General features: G+C 61.6%; 11 protein-coding genes and 5 pseudogenes. 5 read left to right on the forward strand and 11 right to left on the reverse strand.

Annotation, left to right across the window (positions count from 1 at the left end; all coding sequences use genetic code 11):
• Positions 1 to 34: 34 nt before the first annotated feature.
• The 8 genes and pseudogenes from JCM25143_RS05095 to JCM25143_RS05130 all read right to left on the reverse strand — a co-directional run bounded on the left by JCM25143_RS05095 (position 35) and on the right by JCM25143_RS05130 (position 9,455).
• On the reverse strand, positions 35 to 829 hold the full coding sequence (locus JCM25143_RS05095) for a hypothetical protein (RefSeq protein WP_025860256.1): 795 nt from the start codon (positions 827 to 829) through the stop codon (positions 35 to 37).
• Between the two features lie 111 nt (positions 830 to 940).
• A pseudogene (gene purH / locus JCM25143_RS17025) lies at positions 941 to 2,517 on the reverse strand (bifunctional phosphoribosylaminoimidazolecarboxamide formyltransferase/IMP cyclohydrolase).
• A gap of 95 nt (positions 2,518 to 2,612) precedes the next feature.
• A pseudogene (gene trmB / locus JCM25143_RS17030) lies at positions 2,613 to 3,349 on the reverse strand (tRNA (guanine(46)-N(7))-methyltransferase TrmB).
• Between the two features lie 21 nt (positions 3,350 to 3,370).
• Positions 3,371 to 4,557: pseudogene (gene metK / locus JCM25143_RS17035) on the reverse strand (methionine adenosyltransferase).
• 159 nt (positions 4,558 to 4,716) lie between these two features.
• Positions 4,717 to 5,485: pseudogene (gene dapB / locus JCM25143_RS17040) on the reverse strand (4-hydroxy-tetrahydrodipicolinate reductase).
• 5 nt (positions 5,486 to 5,490) lie between these two features.
• On the reverse strand, positions 5,491 to 6,636 hold the full coding sequence (dnaJ, locus tag JCM25143_RS05120; protein WP_025860257.1) for a molecular chaperone DnaJ: 1,146 nt from the start codon (positions 6,634 to 6,636) through the stop codon (positions 5,491 to 5,493).
• Positions 6,637 to 6,780: 144 nt separating this feature from the next.
• Entirely contained in the window at positions 6,781 to 8,685 is a 1,905-nt protein-coding gene (gene dnaK / locus JCM25143_RS05125; protein ID WP_025860258.1) for a molecular chaperone DnaK, read from the reverse strand.
• A 182-nt stretch (positions 8,686 to 8,867) separates the two neighbouring features.
• The gene (locus JCM25143_RS05130; protein WP_025860259.1) at positions 8,868 to 9,455 is read right to left on the reverse strand and encodes a nucleotide exchange factor GrpE; all 588 of its coding nucleotides are present in this window, start codon (positions 9,453 to 9,455) and stop codon (positions 8,868 to 8,870) included.
• Between the two features lie 187 nt (positions 9,456 to 9,642).
• Between JCM25143_RS05130 and JCM25143_RS05135 the strand changes: the two genes are divergently transcribed.
• The 4 genes and pseudogenes from JCM25143_RS05135 to JCM25143_RS17050 all read left to right on the forward strand — a co-directional run bounded on the left by JCM25143_RS05135 (position 9,643) and on the right by JCM25143_RS17050 (position 13,619).
• A complete protein-coding gene (locus tag JCM25143_RS05135; RefSeq protein WP_025860260.1) occupies positions 9,643 to 10,356 on the forward strand; it encodes a response regulator transcription factor in 714 nt (237 codons plus the stop codon).
• A 9-nt stretch (positions 10,357 to 10,365) separates the two neighbouring features.
• Positions 10,366 to 12,147: pseudogene (locus tag JCM25143_RS17045) on the forward strand (ATP-binding protein); the annotation flags it as partial.
• A gap of 105 nt (positions 12,148 to 12,252) precedes the next feature.
• A complete protein-coding gene (locus tag JCM25143_RS23515) occupies positions 12,253 to 12,705 on the forward strand; it encodes a tetratricopeptide repeat protein (RefSeq protein ID WP_267879917.1) in 453 nt (150 codons plus the stop codon).
• A gap of 89 nt (positions 12,706 to 12,794) precedes the next feature.
• A complete protein-coding gene (locus JCM25143_RS17050) occupies positions 12,795 to 13,619 on the forward strand; it encodes a sulfotransferase family protein (protein WP_051542931.1) in 825 nt (274 codons plus the stop codon).
• Positions 13,620 to 13,651: 32 nt separating this feature from the next.
• On the opposite strand, the gene JCM25143_RS05150 is transcribed toward JCM25143_RS17050, so the two are convergent.
• Positions 13,652 to 14,044 (reverse strand): RidA family protein, encoded by a 393-nt coding sequence (locus JCM25143_RS05150; RefSeq protein WP_025860261.1) that lies wholly within the window; start codon positions 14,042 to 14,044, stop codon positions 13,652 to 13,654.
• Between the two features lie 244 nt (positions 14,045 to 14,288).
• On the opposite strand from JCM25143_RS05150, the gene rapZ reads away from it, so the two are divergent.
• A complete protein-coding gene (rapZ, locus tag JCM25143_RS05155; protein WP_025860262.1) occupies positions 14,289 to 15,272 on the forward strand; it encodes an RNase adapter RapZ in 984 nt (327 codons plus the stop codon).
• A gap of 6 nt (positions 15,273 to 15,278) precedes the next feature.
• Here rapZ and JCM25143_RS05160 read toward each other — a convergent pair whose 3' ends face one another.
• On the reverse strand, positions 15,279 to 16,286 hold the full coding sequence (locus JCM25143_RS05160; protein ID WP_081773478.1) for a sulfate ABC transporter substrate-binding protein: 1,008 nt from the start codon (positions 16,284 to 16,286) through the stop codon (positions 15,279 to 15,281).
• A 158-nt stretch (positions 16,287 to 16,444) separates the two neighbouring features.
• Positions 16,445 to 17,053: a YqgE/AlgH family protein gene (locus JCM25143_RS05165; RefSeq protein WP_025860264.1), complete on the reverse strand. Its 609-nt coding sequence runs from the start codon at positions 17,051 to 17,053 to the stop codon at positions 16,445 to 16,447.
• Positions 17,054 to 17,171 lie beyond the last annotated feature (118 nt).

Here is a 17,171-nt window from a genome sequence, read left to right on the forward strand (position 1 = left end):
ATTTAATCATCTAGCCCGCTCTGGGCTTGCGGTATTACTCGTGCGTATCAGCACCGGGAATAATATCATATGCGGCACTGCCCGCCGCCGGGCCGGGCGGCGGAGGCTGGTTAACCGCAACCGGTGTCAGCGCCTCAAGCGAAGGGCCGATTTCGCGCACATCTACAGCGACACCCAGCCCGCCATTACTACCACTGCCAACGGCATAAACCGTCTGGCCGGGCTTGAGCAGATCGGCAAAGCGTGTGGCTTCAGCCGGTGTGAGATACATTACCGAATGATCCTGCAAGACAGCACCCGTCAGCTTGCCACTCATGTTGTAAAGCGGCATCGACACGGGGCCATGCAGAACAAGATCGGGGCCAGCCAGCATTTCCGTTGAATGATTGGGCATGGAAATCACGCTGTCTTCCACGCTGCGACCACGGGGGCTGGTAACCAGAAAAGCCCTCAGGATTGGCAGGGTCTGGCCTTTCAGGCCCCGGATTTCCACCGTATCGCCGGGTTTGACCAGCCCTGCGAAAGCATGGCCCTGCTCAGCCGAGACAAGAACCTGCGTGCCATCTTCAAGAATGAAACCGTTGATACCGCCATGGGTGGACGGCAGGAACTGCGACACCTTGCCGGTAAAGACCGGCAGCACCGACAGGTCATAGACAGAGCCTACCCGGGCACCTGTAGGCGCAGGCGCTACCGGTGCGGGAGCCGGGGCGGGCTTGGCCGCAGCGGCATGATGGTGTGTAGCCTTGCCCTCATGAGCATGGGCAAGAGGAGTAAAAACAGCAGAACACGCCAGCACATAGGCGGGCAGAAAAAACACAGGGCGCATTATTCAACCAGTCGAAAACCACCCTGCAATCAGGGCGGGGGGCAAGGCCACGGGATTCGCCCCCCAGTTTCCGCTATGAAGCCCCCTGACCGCAAGAGCGGTGCAAGCGTGTCAGTGACGGAAATGACGCATACCGGTCAGAACCATGGCAATACCTGCGGCATCGGCCGCGGCAATCACTTCATCATCACGGATTGAACCACCCGGCTGAATAACCGCCGTGGCACCGGCCGCTACAATGGCCTCAAGCCCGTCAGCAAACGGGAAGAACGCATCGGAGGCAGCAACCGAGCCATGGGTCAGCGGCGTGTCCTGACCGGCAGCACGCGCGGCTTCGCCACTCTTGAAGGCAGCGATACGCGCTGAATCCACGCGGCTCATCTGCCCGGCACCAACACCCACTGTTGCTCCATCACGGGCATAGACAATGGCATTGGACTTGACGTGCTTGGCAACCCGGAAGGCAAACACCAGATCCTGCATTTCCTGAGCTGAAGGGGCGCGCTTTGTCACCACTTTCAGTTCAGACGGCACGATCCGTCCGGCATCGCGGGTCTGGGCCAGAAAACCGCCCGCCACGGAGCGCACCACAATCCCTGCGGCAGCCGGGTCAGGCAGGCCGCCCGTCAGCAGCAGACGCAGGTTTTTCTTGCGAGCCAGCAGCGCCTGAGCCGCTTCATCAGCCTCAGGCGCAACAATGACTTCGGTAAAGATCGCTGAAATCTTTTCAGCCGTTTCCGCATCCAGCGGACGGTTCAGCGCCACAATGCCACCAAAGGCGGAAACCGGGTCGCATTTCAGCGCCTGATCCCATGCTGCCGACAGGTGGAACCAACCGCGACACCGCAGGGGTTGGCGTGTTTGACAATCACAACGGCCGGAGCATCGAACTCGGCCACCGCCTCAAACGCGGCATCCGTATCGTTGATGTTATTGTAAGAGAGCGCCTTGCCCTGCACCTGCACGGCTGTGGCCACGCCGGGGCGCTGGCTGCCATCACGGTAGAAAGCCGCCTGCTGGTGCGGGTTTTCACCATAGCGCAGGGTTTCAGCCCGCTGCCCGGTCAGGGCAAAACGCTCGGCCAGAGGCTCGCCCGCCTGCTGGGCAAACCATGTGGCAATGGCGGCATCATAGGCCGCCGTGCGGGCATAGGCCGCACCTGCATAAGCCGTACGCATGGCCAGCGTGGTGCCACCATCGCCCAGCGCATCGATCAGGCCCGCATACTGGGCCGGGTCGGTCAGCACCACGACATGCGCATGGTTTTTGGCGGCAGCACGGATCAGGGCGGGGCCGCCGATATCGATGTTTTCGATGCAGGTTTCGCTATCCGCACCGGATGCCACGGTCTTTTCAAACGGGTAGAGATTGACCGCCACGAGGTCGATCTCGCCAATGCCATGCTCACGCATCTGGGCCTGATGCGAAGGCAGGTCACGGCGGCCGAGAATACCCCCATGGATCATGGGCACCAGCGTCTTGACCCGGCCATCCAGAATTTCGGGAAATCCCGTGTAATCCGACACATCCCTGACCGGCACACCTGCATCGCGCAGTGCCTTGGCAGACCCGCCTGTGGACAGGATTTCGGCTCCCTGCGCGGCCAGCGCACGCGCCAGATCAAGCAGGCCTGTCTTGTCGGAAACGGAAATAAGGGCACGCCGGATTGGCAGTGTCGTCTGGCTCATGGAGGGACCTTTCGCACAGCAGGAAAGACGGAACGGCTGAGCGACCGCAGAACCGTGCGCGCGCAATCAGCCTGTGAGAAAAAACAAACCCGCCGTTACCGACGGGTGAATGTCCAGTACAACGGCTGGCGGCCCGCCGCGATGGCCTTGGCCTCATACCGTGTTGGAAACCAGCCCTCAGGCCGCTCGGTTGCAGGGCTGGTGCATCAAACCAGTCCTGCTGGGCCATAACCTCGCCTACCCATGCCTGATAGGTCGGGTCGTCACTGGCGACACGCCATACCGCACCGGGTTTGAGGGCACGGGCCACCAGCTCCACGTTCTGCGGGTGCATGAAGCGCCGCTTGGCATGGCGGGCCTTGGGCCACGGGTCGGGGAACATCAGGAAAAGACGGTCAAGACTGGCCTCAGGCAGAGCCTTGAGCACCAGCCGTGCATCGTCGTCCCACAGACGCAGCCTGTCCGGCACGGGGGCCGTTGCTTCCTGCCCGACAGGCACGAGCTTGGTGAGCAGGGAACACAGACCGTTATGGAAAACTTCGGAAGCAATATAGCCCACCTGAGGGTGGGCCTGCGTCTGGGCCAGCACATGCTCGCCCCCGCCAAACCCGACCTCAAGCCAGATCTGCTCGGGCTCCTGCCCGAATACCGCTGCCGGGTTTCCTGCTTTTTCAAGCGGGAAACGCAGGCGCGGCAGCGTTTCATCAAGCAGACGTTCCTGACGGGGCCGCAGGGGGTGCCCCCTCTGGCGACCATAAAGCCTTTCGGGTGGCGGTTTGACTTCCGCCGTTTCCGGCTGGCCGCCCACGGCCTGACCTGTGACCTCCGTCATGAACAGACGCGCTCTCTCAGCTTAGCGGTTGAGTGCGCTGCGCAGGGCGTCAACCAGATCCGTGCGTTCCCACGTAAAGTCGTCACGCGCGTCATCGGGTGTGCGGCCAAAGTGACCGTAAGCCGATGTCTGGGCATAGATCGGGCGGTTCAGACGCAGGTGCTTGCGGATACCGCGCGGCGTCAGGTCCATGACCTCACGCAGCACGTTGCCCAGACGCACTTCGTCCACATCGTTCCCGCTTCCGTCCAGATCGACATAAACGGAAAGCGGATGCGAAACGCCGATAGCGTAGGAAAGCTGGATGGTGCAGCGGTCAGCCAGACCAGCCGCCACAACGTTCTTCGCCAGATAACGGCAGGCATAGGCAGCCGAACGATCCACCTTGGTGGGGTCCTTGCCGGAGAATGCGCCACCACCATGGGGAGCCGCACCGCCGTAGGTGTCCACAATGATCTTGCGCCCGGTCAGGCCGCAGTCACCATCGGGGCCACCGATCACGAACACACCGGTGGGGTTCGCGTAAAATTCGTTTTCAGGCGGCATCCAGCTTCGGGCAGGACATCGCGCGTCAGGCCCAGCAGGCGCTGGCGCAGGTCAGCCTGATCCACACCCTCATCATGCTGGGTGGAAATAACGACAGACGTAGCACCAACGGGACGACCGTTGACATAACGCAGGGTCACCTGGCTCTTGGCATCGGGCTGCAGGCCTGCCACGCGGGCATCGCCAGCACGACGCAGGTCGCGCATGGTGTGCAGGATGCGGTGCGCATAATACAGCGGAGCGGGCATGAGGGTGTCGGTCTCATTGGACGCGTACCCGAACATGATACCCTGATCGCCTGCGCCTTCGTCCTTGTCGTCCGTGCTGTCCACGCCTACGGCTATGTCAGCGGACTGAGCATGCAGGTAGTTGGAGGCATCGGCACGACGCCAGGAGAAACCCTCCTGATCGTAACCAATGTCACGCACGGCTTCGCGCGCCAGCTCGATCAGCTTTTCCGATGTCACGGAAGCCGGGCCACGCACTTCACCAGCGAGGACGATGCGGTTGGTGGTTACCAGTGTTTCACAGGCAACACGTGCTTCCGGGTCGGCCGCCAGATACGCGTCCAGAACGGTATCGCTGATCCGGTCAGCAACCTTGTCGGGATGACCTTCGGATACGGATTCCGAAGTAAACAGAAAATCGCCGTCTTTACGCATAATGGTGCCGTTGCCCCACGTGAGTGAAAAGGAAACAGAGGATGTCCCTTGCATGAAAGGGACGGGACGATATGACGGGATAGACAGCGCGGGTCAAGGATATTTACCATTTGGCCACGCAGTCCGGCCCTGCGCCGCCCCGTTCAGGCGCTCTGCCGCCTAAAGCGGTGGCAGGCCCAGAACATCCTCCATGCCGTATAAACCGGGCACACGCCCGGACAGCCAGCCAGCCGCACGCACGGCGCCGGTTGCAAAAATACGCCGGTCGAACGCCCGGTGCGTAAGAGTGATCTGCTCATCCGCTGAGGTAAACAGAACCTCGTGCTCGCCTACGATCTGCCCGCCCCGCAGGCCGCAAAGCCGATTGCTCCGGCCTTGCGGGGACCGGTATGCCCATCGCGCCCGCTTTCGCGCACATCCTCCAGCACCACGCCACGCCCCAGCGCTACGGAGCGCCCGATGGCCAGCGCCGTGCCTGATGGGGCATCCACCTTCTGGCGGTGGTGCATTTCCACAATTTCGGCATCGTAGCTCTGCGCGGGCAGGGCCTGCCCCATCATCTGGCCAGACGCTGCACCAGCGTAACGCCGGGTGAAAAATTGGCGGCATGCACCACGCCAATCTGCCGGGCCGCTTCATCAACCGCTGCCTGCTGCTCGGCAGACAGGCCCGTTGTGCCCAGCACCCAACCTACGCCAGCCTGCGCCAGCACACGGGCATTCCCGCACACCGTATCGGCATGGGTAAAATCGATCATCACATCGCTCAGGGCGGCCAGTTCAGCGATATCCGTAAACAGGGGGTAGGGCGATACCACATCCTGCACCTTGCGCGTGGTGCCGCCCGACAGATCCAGACCCGCCGCGCGCACCTCTTCCACCAGCAGTCGCCCTACGCGCCCGCCAATACCGGCAATACCAACCCGCATGCGTGTTATTCCCCACCTTCGAAAAAGTCACGCACACGGCGGAAAAAGCCCGTATGTTCGGGGCTGTGCTTGATGTCCTCGCCCGCTTCGGTCTCGAATTCCTCAAGCAGTTCGCGCTGGCGTTTGGTCAGGTGCTGCGGTGTTTCCACCGTGACCTGAATATACATATCCCCGCGCGCTGAAGACCGCAGAACCGAGAACCCCTTGCCGCGGAGCCTGAAATGCGCGCCGCCCTGCGTGCCTGCGGGAATTTTGACATTGGCGCGGCTACCGTCGATCACCGGCACTTCGATTTCCGTGCCCAGAGCCGCCTGCCCCATCCGCAGCGGCACACGGCAGTAGATGTTCGCGCCATCGCGCTGGAACAGCCCATGCTCCAGCACGGACACATGCACATACAGGTCACCCGGCGGTACACCGTTGGCTCCGGCCTCGCCACTGCCGGTCATGCGGATACGGGTACCGTCCTCCACACCGGCAGGCACCTGAACCTCCACCACGCGTTCACGCTCGACCGTACCTTCGCCATGGCAGGCCTTGCACGGGTCTTTGACCGAACGCCCCGTGCCATGGCAGGTCGGGCATGGCCGCTCGACAATAAAGAAGCCCTGCTGGGCCCGCACCTTGCCTATGCCATGGCAGCTCGGACAGGTCTGCACACCTGAGGCACCAGTTTCCGAACCGCTGCCGTTACAGCTTTCGCAGGCCACTCGGGTAATGACCCGCACATCCTTCTTCACACCTGAAAACGCTTCTTCCAGCGTGATTTCAACATGAGTCTGAATATCGTTGCCACTGCGGGCCTGACCACCGCCCCGGCGGCCCATCATATCCCCGAACATCTGCTCGAAAATATCGCCCAGACCGCCGCCACCGCCGCCAAAGCCGCTGAAATCAAACCCACCCGGCCCAGCCCCGCCGCCTTCAAACGCGGCATGGCCAAAGCGGTCATAGGCAGAGCGCTTCTGCTCGTCTTTCAGAATATCGTAAGCGTGGCTGATTTCCTTGAACCGCGCTTCCGCATCCGCATCACCCTGATTCCGGTCGGGGTGGTATTGCATGGCCAGCCTGCGATAGGATTTCTTGATTTCCTCCGCCGAAGCTGTCCGGGAAACCTCAAGAACTTCATAATAATCAAGCTGCGTGGCCATGAGCTATCCTTGTGGCGCCGCCCCACGCCGGGCGCGGCCTTTACTGTCCTGAATGTAAAAAGGCGCCCGGCTTCATAAAGAGCGGGCGCCGGACGCGCAAGACAGGCGGCCATACGGATGGCCGCCTTCTGGAACCTGCGCCGCTTACGACTTCTTGTTGTCGTGCACGTCTTCGAAATCGGCATCGACGATTTCGGGTTCGTCCGCCTTGGGAGCGCCGGAAGCCGCAGCACCCTCTTCTTCCTGAGCTGCCTTGTAAGCGGCTTCACCCACTTTCATGGCGGCCTGCGTCAGGCGTTCGGTTGCACTCTTGAGTGCTTCCGCATCCGTGCCTTCCAGAGCGGCCTTGACGGCGGCAATAGCGCTTTCGGCTTCGGTCTTTTCAGAAGCCGGAACCTTGTCGCCTGCATCCGTCAGAGACTTTTCAGTCTGATGCACCAGAGCTTCGGCATTGTTGCGGGCTTCAACCAGTTCGCGCTTGGCCTTGTCGGCTTCGGCGTTAGCTTCGGCGTCCTTCACCATCTGGTCGATATCGGAATCGGACAGACCACCAGAAGCCTGGATCTTGATCTGCTGTTCCTTGCCGGTTGCCTTGTCCTTGGCGGACACGGACACGATGCCGTTGGCGTCGATATCGAACGTGACTTCAATCTGGGGCGTGCCGCGCGGTGCGGGCGGAATGCCGGTCAGGTCGAAGTTGCCCAGCAGCTTGTTATCAGCCGCCATTTCGCGTTCGCCCTGGAACACCTTGATGGTAACCGCGCCCTGATTGTCTTCCGCCGTGGAGAACACCTGGCTCTTCTTGGTCGGAATGGTCGTGTTGCGGTCGATCAGGCGGGTGAACACACCACCCAGCGTTTCAATACCGAGCGAAAGCGGCGTGACATCAAGCAGCAGCACGTCTTTCACGTCGCCCTTGAGCACCGCACCCTGAATAGCCGCACCAATGGCCACGACTTCATCGGGGTTCACGTTACGGGCCGGATCCTTGCCGAAGAAGGACTTCACCGTTTCGATCACCTTGGGCATGCGGGTCATACCGCCGACCAGAATGACTTCATCGATCTGCGAGGCAGACAGACCGGCATCCTTCAGGGCTGCCTTGCAGGGCTCGAGCGTGCGCTGCACCAGATCATCCACCAGGCTTTCCAGCTTGGCGCGGGTCAGCTTGAGCACGAGATGCTTGGGGCCAGACGCATCTGCCGTGATGAACGGCAGGTTGATTTCCGTTTCCTTGGAGGAAGACAGCTCAATCTTGGCTTTTTCCGCGGCTTCCTTCAGGCGCTGGAGAGCCAGCTTGTCGGAACGCAGGTCAATGCCCTGCTCGCGCTTGAACTCGTCAGCCAGGAACGCGATCACCCGGTTGTCGAAATCTTCACCACCCAGGAAGGTGTCACCATTGGTGGATTTAACTTCGATCACGCCATCGGAAATCTCAAGCACGGACACGTCGAACGTGCCGCCGCCCAGATCGTATACCGCAACCGTGCCGCCGCTCTTTTTTTCCAGACCATAGGCCAGAGCTGCCGCAGTCGGCTCGTTGATGATACGCAGGACTTCAAGACCCGCGATCTTGCCGGCATCCTTGGTGGCCTGACGCTGGGCGTCGTTAAAGTACGCGGGAACGGTAATGACCGCCTGCGTAACCTTTTCGCCCAGATAGGCCTCGGCCGTTTCTTTCATCTTGCCCAGAACAAAGGCTGAAATCTGCGACGGCGCGTATTTGGTGCCGCGGGCTTCAACCCATGCATCGCCGTTATCGCCCTTGACGATGGAATAGGGCACCATGCCCTTGTCCTTCTGGACGGTCGCATCATCAAAGCGGCGCCCGATCAGGCGCTTGACGGCGTAAAGCGTGTTGGCCGGGTTGGTAACGGCCTGACGCTTGGCGGCCTGACCCACCAGCATTTCACCACCTTCGGTGAAAGCGACCATGGACGGCGTGGTGCGCGCGCCCTCGGAGTTCTCGATAACCTTCGTCTCGTTGCCTTCACGCACGGCAACGCAGGAGTTGGTCGTGCCGAGATCGATACCGATAACCTTGCTCATGTATTCTCCCTTCAGCGATTCCGTCTGGCCCGAAGCACCTGATGGAACCCTTCTTGCATCTTTATACCGGCCCGCCACCTGCACCCTGCCTTACGCCATGGGAGCCGCACGAACCGACTGAACTTGATGTATGGCGGCGTTTTTCCTTTTTCAAGGCACGCCAGCCAACATCGGATGGTTTTTTAGCCCTGCTGTCCGCCTTCATGCGCCTTGGCCACCACAACCATGGCCGGCTTGAGCAGACGACCATGCAGGGTCCATGTGGGCGTCCATGCCTGCATGACCGTGCCGGGCGTGTGCTCGGCACTGGGCTGCTCGGCCATGGCCTGATGATGGTTGGCGTCGAAAGGCTTGCCAGCGGGGTCTTCGCAATGGATGCCGTGGCGCTCAAGAATGGAAATAAAGGAACGCTCGGTGCTGTCGATGCCTTCACGCATCTTGCTCAGCACGCCGTCCTCGCCTTCCTGCGCGGGGGGCAGGCTAGCCAGCGCACGGCGCAGGTTTTCAGCCACTTCCACCACGTCCCGGGCGAATTTCTGCACCGCGTACTGGCGGGCATCATCCACATCGCGCTTGGCGCGGGCCAGAAGGTTCTGGTTCTCCGCCTCGGCGCGCAGCCATTTTTCCTTGAACTCCGTTGCGGACTGTTCAAGCTCTGCAATACGAGCGTCCGTCCCCGGCGCGGCATCATCCTGCCTGGGGGTGGACTGTTCGGCCTGGCCCGGCTCGACCGGCGCCTCGACCTGTGAGGGGTCTGTATCGTGCGTCATGCCCAAAGAAGTAAGCAACGCCGCCGCCGCCGACAAGACCTCTCGCGCATGAAACTCCCATGAACCGGCCTACCAGCCGCCCAAGGGGCAAAAAAGCGTGTCATTCAGCCGCTACCCCTTGGCATGCCACCCTTGCAAAGCCTAATCTGACGCGCTCGCGCCGTTGCCGGGAAGGAAAACAAGACCAATGACAGAGCGCACCAAGCAGACAATTGCTCTGGTTGATGACGACCGCAACATCCTGACCTCGGTTCAGATGACCCTTGAGGCCGAAGGATTCAATGTCCGTACCTACACGGATGGCGAGGCAGCCCTGCAGGGGCTGACCGCCTACCCGGTGGATCTGGCCGTGCTGGATATCAAAATGCCCCGCATGGACGGCATGGAGCTTTTGCAGCGCCTGCGTAACCGTTCGAATCTGCCGGTTATCTTCCTGTCTTCCAAAAACGAGGAAGTGGACCAGCTGATGGGGCTGCGTCTCGGGGCGGACGACTACATTACAAAGCCTTTCTCGCAGCGGCTTCTCCTTGAGCGCATTCGCGCGCTACTGCGCCGCAACGAGGCCAGCAAGGCTGAAGCCAGCGGTGCCCCCGCCGGTGGCGCGCTGATGCGGGGCGATCTTTCGCTCGATGAGCTGCGCCACAAATGCACATGGCGTGAACAGGACGTACCGCTGACGGTTACCGAGTTCCTGCTGGTCAAAACGCTGGCGCTGCGTCCGGGCTTGGTCAAATCACGCGACCAGCTTATCGATGCAGCCTATGGCGATACGGTTTATGTGGATGACCGGACAATCGACAGCCATATCAAGCGCGTGCGCAAGAAATTCCGGCAGGTTGATGATGATTTCAACCAGATCGAAACCCTGTACGGTATCGGCTACCGCTACCGCGAGGACTGACCAGCACACATGACAGACCGGCCCCCCTTTCTGGCGCCGCTGTCCCGCCGCGTGGATTCGCTGCGCCACCTGCGCGTGCCCGGCAGACGCCCCCAGAAAGGGGTGGAGGCCACCGCCGCCTATCAGGCGTCACGCACGCGTCTGGTCTCGCCGCTCATGCGGCGTATCCTGCTGGTCAATATCCTCCCACTTGCCCTGCTGGGCGTTACGGTGCTGTTTCTGGGCCAGTTCCGTAACAGCTTCTGGCCTCCGAAGTCTCGGGACTACGCGAGCAGGCCCGCATCTATGCCGGAGCGCTGGGGCAGAGTGCCGTGCGCGCCACCCACTCGCCCCGCATAAGCAGCGGGGGACAGGACAAGAACTACGCGCTGGAAACCGCGCTGGCCCGCCCGCTGCTGCAACGCCTGACAGAACCAAGCCCCGCCGCCCATGCCCGTCTGTTCGGGCCTGACGGGCGACTGGTGGCCGATAATCTGATCGATATTTCAGACGCGCCAGACATCCCACTCACGTTCTCGCCGTCCACCCATCATGCGCGGGCCATCAACATGCCCGCCCCCAGCGCGTATGAGCGTTTTCTGTCCTGGCTGTGGGCCAGCCACAATCCGCGTATCGTGACGCTGGATACGGATGAGGAAGACACGCCCGACCACCCCCCCGGCCCGCCGGAAGACAATGGCGACCCCGCGACCCCCGCCACGAGAAGACCCGCGCCCGAAACCCCGCCCTATATCCGCCGCACGGCACAGGGCCGCCTGCTAATTACAGTGGCCGAACCGGTCGTGCATGATGGCTGGACGGTGGGAGTGGTGCAGCTCACCCGCATGGCCTGGCAGGTGGACCGCTCACTGTTTACCATCCGCTCCACCATTCTCTCGCTGTTTCTTATGGCGCTGGTACTGACGGTTCTGCTGTCGTGGTATCTGTCGCTCACCATCGCGCGACCTCTGCTGCGCCTTGCGGCCTCGGCTCAGGTCATGCGCGATACGACAGGGCGCACCGGCACCGTGCCCGCCCGCCTGCTTGCCCGGCGAGATGAAATTGGCGACCTCGCACGCGCTCTGCAGGCCAGCGCGCAGGCCTTGTGGAAACGCATGGACGCGATCGAGCGCTTTGCCGCCGATGTCAGCCACGAAATCAAAAACCCGCTCTCCTCCATCCGCTCCGCCATCGAAACCCTGCTCAGGATCGAGGATCTGAACCAGCAGCGCCGCCTGCTGACCATCATCAACGCCGATGTGCGCCGCCTTGACCGGCTGATTACCGATATTTCGGACGCCAGCCGTCTGGATGCCGAAATGTCCCGCGCCAAGGCCGCACCGGTAGAAATAGCGCCGCTGCTGGGTGTGCTGGCGGAAATTCATCAGCCACCCGGCAGGAGGGGCAGCCTATCATCGTCACCAACATCACGCAGGAAGTGCCCGATCACCACTCTGTGTGCTGGCGGTGGAAGACCGGCTGGTGCAGGTTCTGCGCAACCTGATCGGCAACGCCATTTCGTTCTCGCCCCCCAATGGCCGCATCGTGCTGAGCGCTGCCGAAACCGGCAAAATGGTGAGCATTTCCGTGGCCGATGAAGGGCCGGGCATTCCGCAGGCCAAGCTCGATTCCATTTTTGACCGCTTCTATTCCGAACGCCCGAAAGATGAGAATTTCGGCCAGCATTCGGGGCTTGGCCTGTCTATCAGCCGCCAGATCATTGAAGCCCTGCACGGCACGATCAATGTGGAGAACCTGCTCGACCGGCAAGGCTCCGTTACCGGCGCGTGCTTCACCATCCTGCTGCCCCGCGCAACACCACTGCCACGCCCACCCAAGGCTCTGCACCACGTCGTGACTGATACCGCCACCCAGCAGAGCCCGGCCCGCACACAGGCTCCCGCCATCCCCCCCGATGTGGAGCATGCGCGCCAGCAGGTTGAAGACCTGGTTGGCCAGAACCGTATAGACGAGGCCATAGCCTGTTATCGCGCCGTGCTGGTACGGCACCCCAACCTTGGTGCGGTGCATGCCGCAATCGGCGCGCTGCTACGCAAACAGGGCCACCACCAGCAGGCGCTGCGCGCACTGGAACAGGCCCACAGCCTGATGCCGCACGAACCTTCGCTCAACACCTGTCTGGCCGTGGTGCTACAGGAAATGGGCCGGATTGATGAGGCTACTGCACAGTTCCGTCAGGCCATTGCTTTGGCGCCGGACGAACCTTCGCACTATCTCGGCCTTGTGCGCTTACAAAGCCTGACGCTGATGATCCGGCTCTGGCGGCCCTGCGCCAGCTTGCCGCACAGGAATCCCGCTTCAACCCGTCACGGCAGGCCAGCCTGCATTTCGCACTCGGCAAGGCCCTGAGCGATACCGGCGCACCGCAGGACGGGTTCAGCCATTTTCTACGGGCCAACGCCCTGCGCCGGGCCAGCCTGTCTTATGATGAAAATGCCATGCTCGGGGCCATGCGCCGTGTCAGCCAGCATTTTACCACCGCCGCCATGGAAGCGCTGCACCAGACAGGCCACCCGTCAACCCAGCCGGTCTTCATTGTGGGCATGCCGCGCTCGGGCTCAACGCTAGTGGAGCAGATTCTCGCCAGCCACCCGGATGCTTACGGTGCGGGAGAGGTCAGCACGCTGGCCGATACCCTCAAGGATGCCGCCCAACGCTGCCCCGCATGGAAAAACCCCATGCCCTTTGCTCAGTTGAGTGAGGCGGAGTGTCTGGCCACTGCCGAGGACTACCTGAGCCGGATGAACGCTCAGGCCGTGGACTGGACTAGGCCGGAACCGCCCCTGCGGATGATCAATAAGATGCTGGATAATTTTGCCCATATCGGGCTTATCCACCAGCTATGGCCGCGGGCACGGATTATCCATACCATGCGCGATCCGATCGATACCTGCCTGTCTTGCTTTTCGATCCCGTTCGATCATCTCGATTTCGCGTTCGATCTAGGAGAGCTGGGCCGTTACTACCGGCAGTATAGCGCCCTGATGGCCCATTGGGAGCGCACACTCCCACCGGATACGATCCTGAACGTGCGGTATGAAGATCTCGTGCAGGATCTGCCGCATCAGGCCCAGCGGATTATCGCCTATTGCGACCTGCCCTGGAACCCGGACTGCCTGCGTTTTCATGAAAGCCGCCGGATTGTGCGCACGTCCAGTCTGGCGCAAGTACGCACACCACTTTATCGCTCGGCCCTGCGCCGCTGGCGCCCCGATAACGAGACCCTGCGCCCGCTACTGGAAGGGTTAGGCGGCCTAGCCTGAACCCTTGGCTTATAATGCCCTCTGTAAGGCTATCAGGCGAACTCGTGTTCCATTTCATCCACCCGCTGCACGCTCAGCGAGCAGGTAATGGCCGGACCGCGTGTACGACCGGTATCCTTGAGCCACATGAAGCTCATGGAGGGTGAGGTAGTGGGAAAAAACTGCCTGAAAACCGGCAGGCACGACATCAGGCCATCCGGGTCGGCAAGGGTGCAGGCAAAATGCGTGACATCACGCATGGCCAGCCCCTCTTCCGCCAGCAGTTCGGCACCCTGTTCCAGAGCAAGGCGGCACTGCTCCACCACGTCCTGCCCCTGACAATCCGTTGCCCTCAGGCCGCTGCATGTCAGCCCACCCTGAGTATGCTGGACACGGGGCTTATGCGCACCCTTTGTCCTGCCCTGCGTATTTTTGCTATTCGTCATCACGGGCTGAGGATGTAAGCCAGCCTTGATCTAACGGCAAATTTTTCTTTTTTTTTAATGAGTCAGATAGTGTCCCGATCGGGTAACGAATGTGATCAAGTGATAGCTGACCTGATCACAATCTTCTCTCAAAACATGAAAAACCACGGTAGAATGGTTAACGCGGTTTCCTGCATGATAAGAAACCAAACACGCATATGCCAACTGCTGCGTACCGGGTTATAATTCAAAGGAATGCCAACCGATGAATACGGCGGATGACACATCAGCCCCGCGCCGTATCCTGCTGGTTTCCGGTCTTTCCGGAGCAGGGAAATCATCCATTCTGCGGATTCTCGAAGACCTCGACCATGAGGTGATCGACAATCCGCCTTTAGGCATGCTCGATGAGATTGTTGCCCGTGCGGAGCGCCCGGTGGCCATTGGCGTGGACTCGCGCACCCGCGGGTTTGATGCCCGCGCCGTGCTGGACGCCATGAGCAGGCTCCGGCTCAACCCACAGCTACGGGTAGAGCTGATTTACGCCACGGCGGAAGAAAACGTGCTGCTGCGCCGTTACACCGCCACCCGCAGGCGGCACCCGCTGGCCCCTCATGGCAGCATTTCAGAGGGAATCGAGGCTGAAATTGCCCTCACTGCCCCCCTGCGCGCTGCGGCCGACCTTGTGATCGACACCACGGACATGCCGCCGCCTGAACTGCGCCGCTTTGTAGAAAGCCGTTTCAGCCCGTGGGAAGGCGAAGGCGGCGAAGGGCTGACCGTCTCTCTGATGTCCTTTGCCTACCCTGCGGGTCTGCCGCGCGAGGCGGATATCGTGCTGGATGCGCGCTTTCTGCGTAACCCACATTACGTGCCGGAGCTGGCCCCCAAAACCGGGCTGGATGCCGATGTAGCCGAGTATGTGGCCGCAGACCCGGATTACGCGCCGTTTCTCCTGCAGATCCACGCCATGCTGCGTCTGGTGCTGCCGCGCTTTGTGCAGGAAGGCAAAAAATACGCCACCATCGCCATCGGCTGCTCGGGCGGGCGGCACCGCTCCGTTACCATTGTTGAAGCACTGGCCCTGCGACTGGCCGCCCCTGACGGCATGGGGGCTTACGAGGGCTCCGGCCACTGGCCTATCATGATCATGCACCGTGAACTGGCCCGACTGGGGCTAAACACATGGCGCTGGGCCAGAAAGCCGGTGGAAACTTTCAAGGCCGATACCGCAACCCTTTCAGCCTGATTCTCCTCAGCCTGCGGTTATCTGATCGAACAGGCCGCCAGAGACGAAGTGCTTCTTCTGCGCAGCCCCCCAGCCCCCAAGGCTTGCGATGTCAAACAGAGGCACATCCGTAAAGTGCTCCCTATTGGCCGCAAGGCAGGCCGCATCCACCGGGCGGAAGTAATGCCGCGCGCCAATGGTCTGCCCTTCAGGGGTAAACAGGTAGCGCAGATAAGCCTCCGCCACAGCGCGCGTGCCATGGCGTTCGACATTACGATCCACCACCGCCACAGGCGGCTCAGCCAGAATGCTCAGTGAGGGCACGATAATCTCGAAATGTCCGGGGGCGAGTTGCAGGCTGGCCAGCAGGGCCTCGTTTTCCCATGCCAGCAGCACATCACCAAAGCCGCGCTGCACAAAGGTGTTGGTCGCCCCACGCGCCCCGGTATCGAGCACTGGCACATGGCGAAACAACGCCTGCATATAGGCCCGCGCCGCAGCCTCCGACCCGCCAGAGCGGCGCAACGCCGCCCCCCAGGCCGCCATGTAGTTCCAGCGCGCCCCACCGGATGTGCGGGGGTTGGGGGTTACAACCCGCACCCCCGGTCGCACGAGGTCCGGCCAGTCATGGATACCCAGCGGATTGCCCCTGCGCACCAGAAAAACAATAGTGCTGGTATAGGGCACCGCCCCGTGTGGCAGGCGGGTGCGCCAATCGGCGCTGATCAGACCATATTGCGTCAGCAGGTCTATATCGCGCGACAAGCCAAGGCTTACGATATCAGCGGGCACACCTTCGAGCACCGAGCGCGCCTGTGCGCCAGACCCGCCATTGGAGGTGCGCACCACCAGTGCATCGCCAGAAGGAGCCGTTTTTTCCCAACCGGAAACAAAAGCCCGGCTGATATCCGCATACAACCCACGTGTGGGGTCGTAGGAGACATTGAGCAGGGAATGCGCCTGCTCATGCCCGCCCGCTTCCGATACGGGCTGCGAAACGCCTCCCGCACCGGCCAGCGCCGCCGAAGACAGCATAACGCCCGAAGCCGCCCCTGCCCCTGACACGGCCGTACGCCACAGGAACCCGCGCCGTGATAGGGTGACAGACACGCTCAACTCTCCTTCCCACCTACGGGAAACACACCGCCGACGCAGCACAACGCCTTAAAAAACTTACAAAAACAATACCCTGTTCAGGCATGCCCTGTCTGCGCGCTCAGGCGCGCAGGATCAATGCGGATAGAGGCCAGAGCGCGCCGCCATTTGGCTGTCTGGTCAGTCCCGAACACCAGATCGCGCGTGGCAGGCACGACCAGCCACGCATCATGATGCAGGATTTCCTGCTCAAGCTGCCCAGCGGCCCAACCCGCATGGCCCATGGCCAGCAGCGCATCCTTCGGCCCCTGCCCCGCCGCAATCTCGCGCAGCACGTCCATGCTGGCCGTGAGCGTAACATTGCCGGTAACCGTCATGCTTTCCTCTCCACTCCAGTCGGAGGAATGCAGCACGAGGCCATGCCCTTCATCCAGCGGGCCGCCCGCGCACAGGCCTATGCGCCGTCTGGGCGGCACGGGGCCGATCTCAAGCTGTTCAAGCAGTTCATCCAGATCAGGGCGCGGCAGGCGGCGATTGACCACAAGCCCCATAGCGCCCCCTTCCGTGCTGTGGGCACACACATAGATGACCGATTGTGCAAACGGGGTATCACCCAGCATGGGTGTCGCGACAAGCAGGGCACCGCTGAGGGACACGCCCTCTTCCAGTGCAAGGCCCAGACTCAAGATGGAAGGCAGGGAAACCATCAGGAAAATATGAGGTGTTCCACGCTTTTGACAAGACCATCATCGCGGCCCACAACAGATTGACTGTCGCGCCAGACACGGTACGGCCCTTCCGAACCAGAGGCACCCTTGCATGAGT

It is taken from the genome of Acetobacter papayae JCM 25143, from assembly GCF_000613285.1.
Classification (GTDB): domain Bacteria; phylum Pseudomonadota; class Alphaproteobacteria; order Acetobacterales; family Acetobacteraceae; genus Acetobacter; species Acetobacter papayae.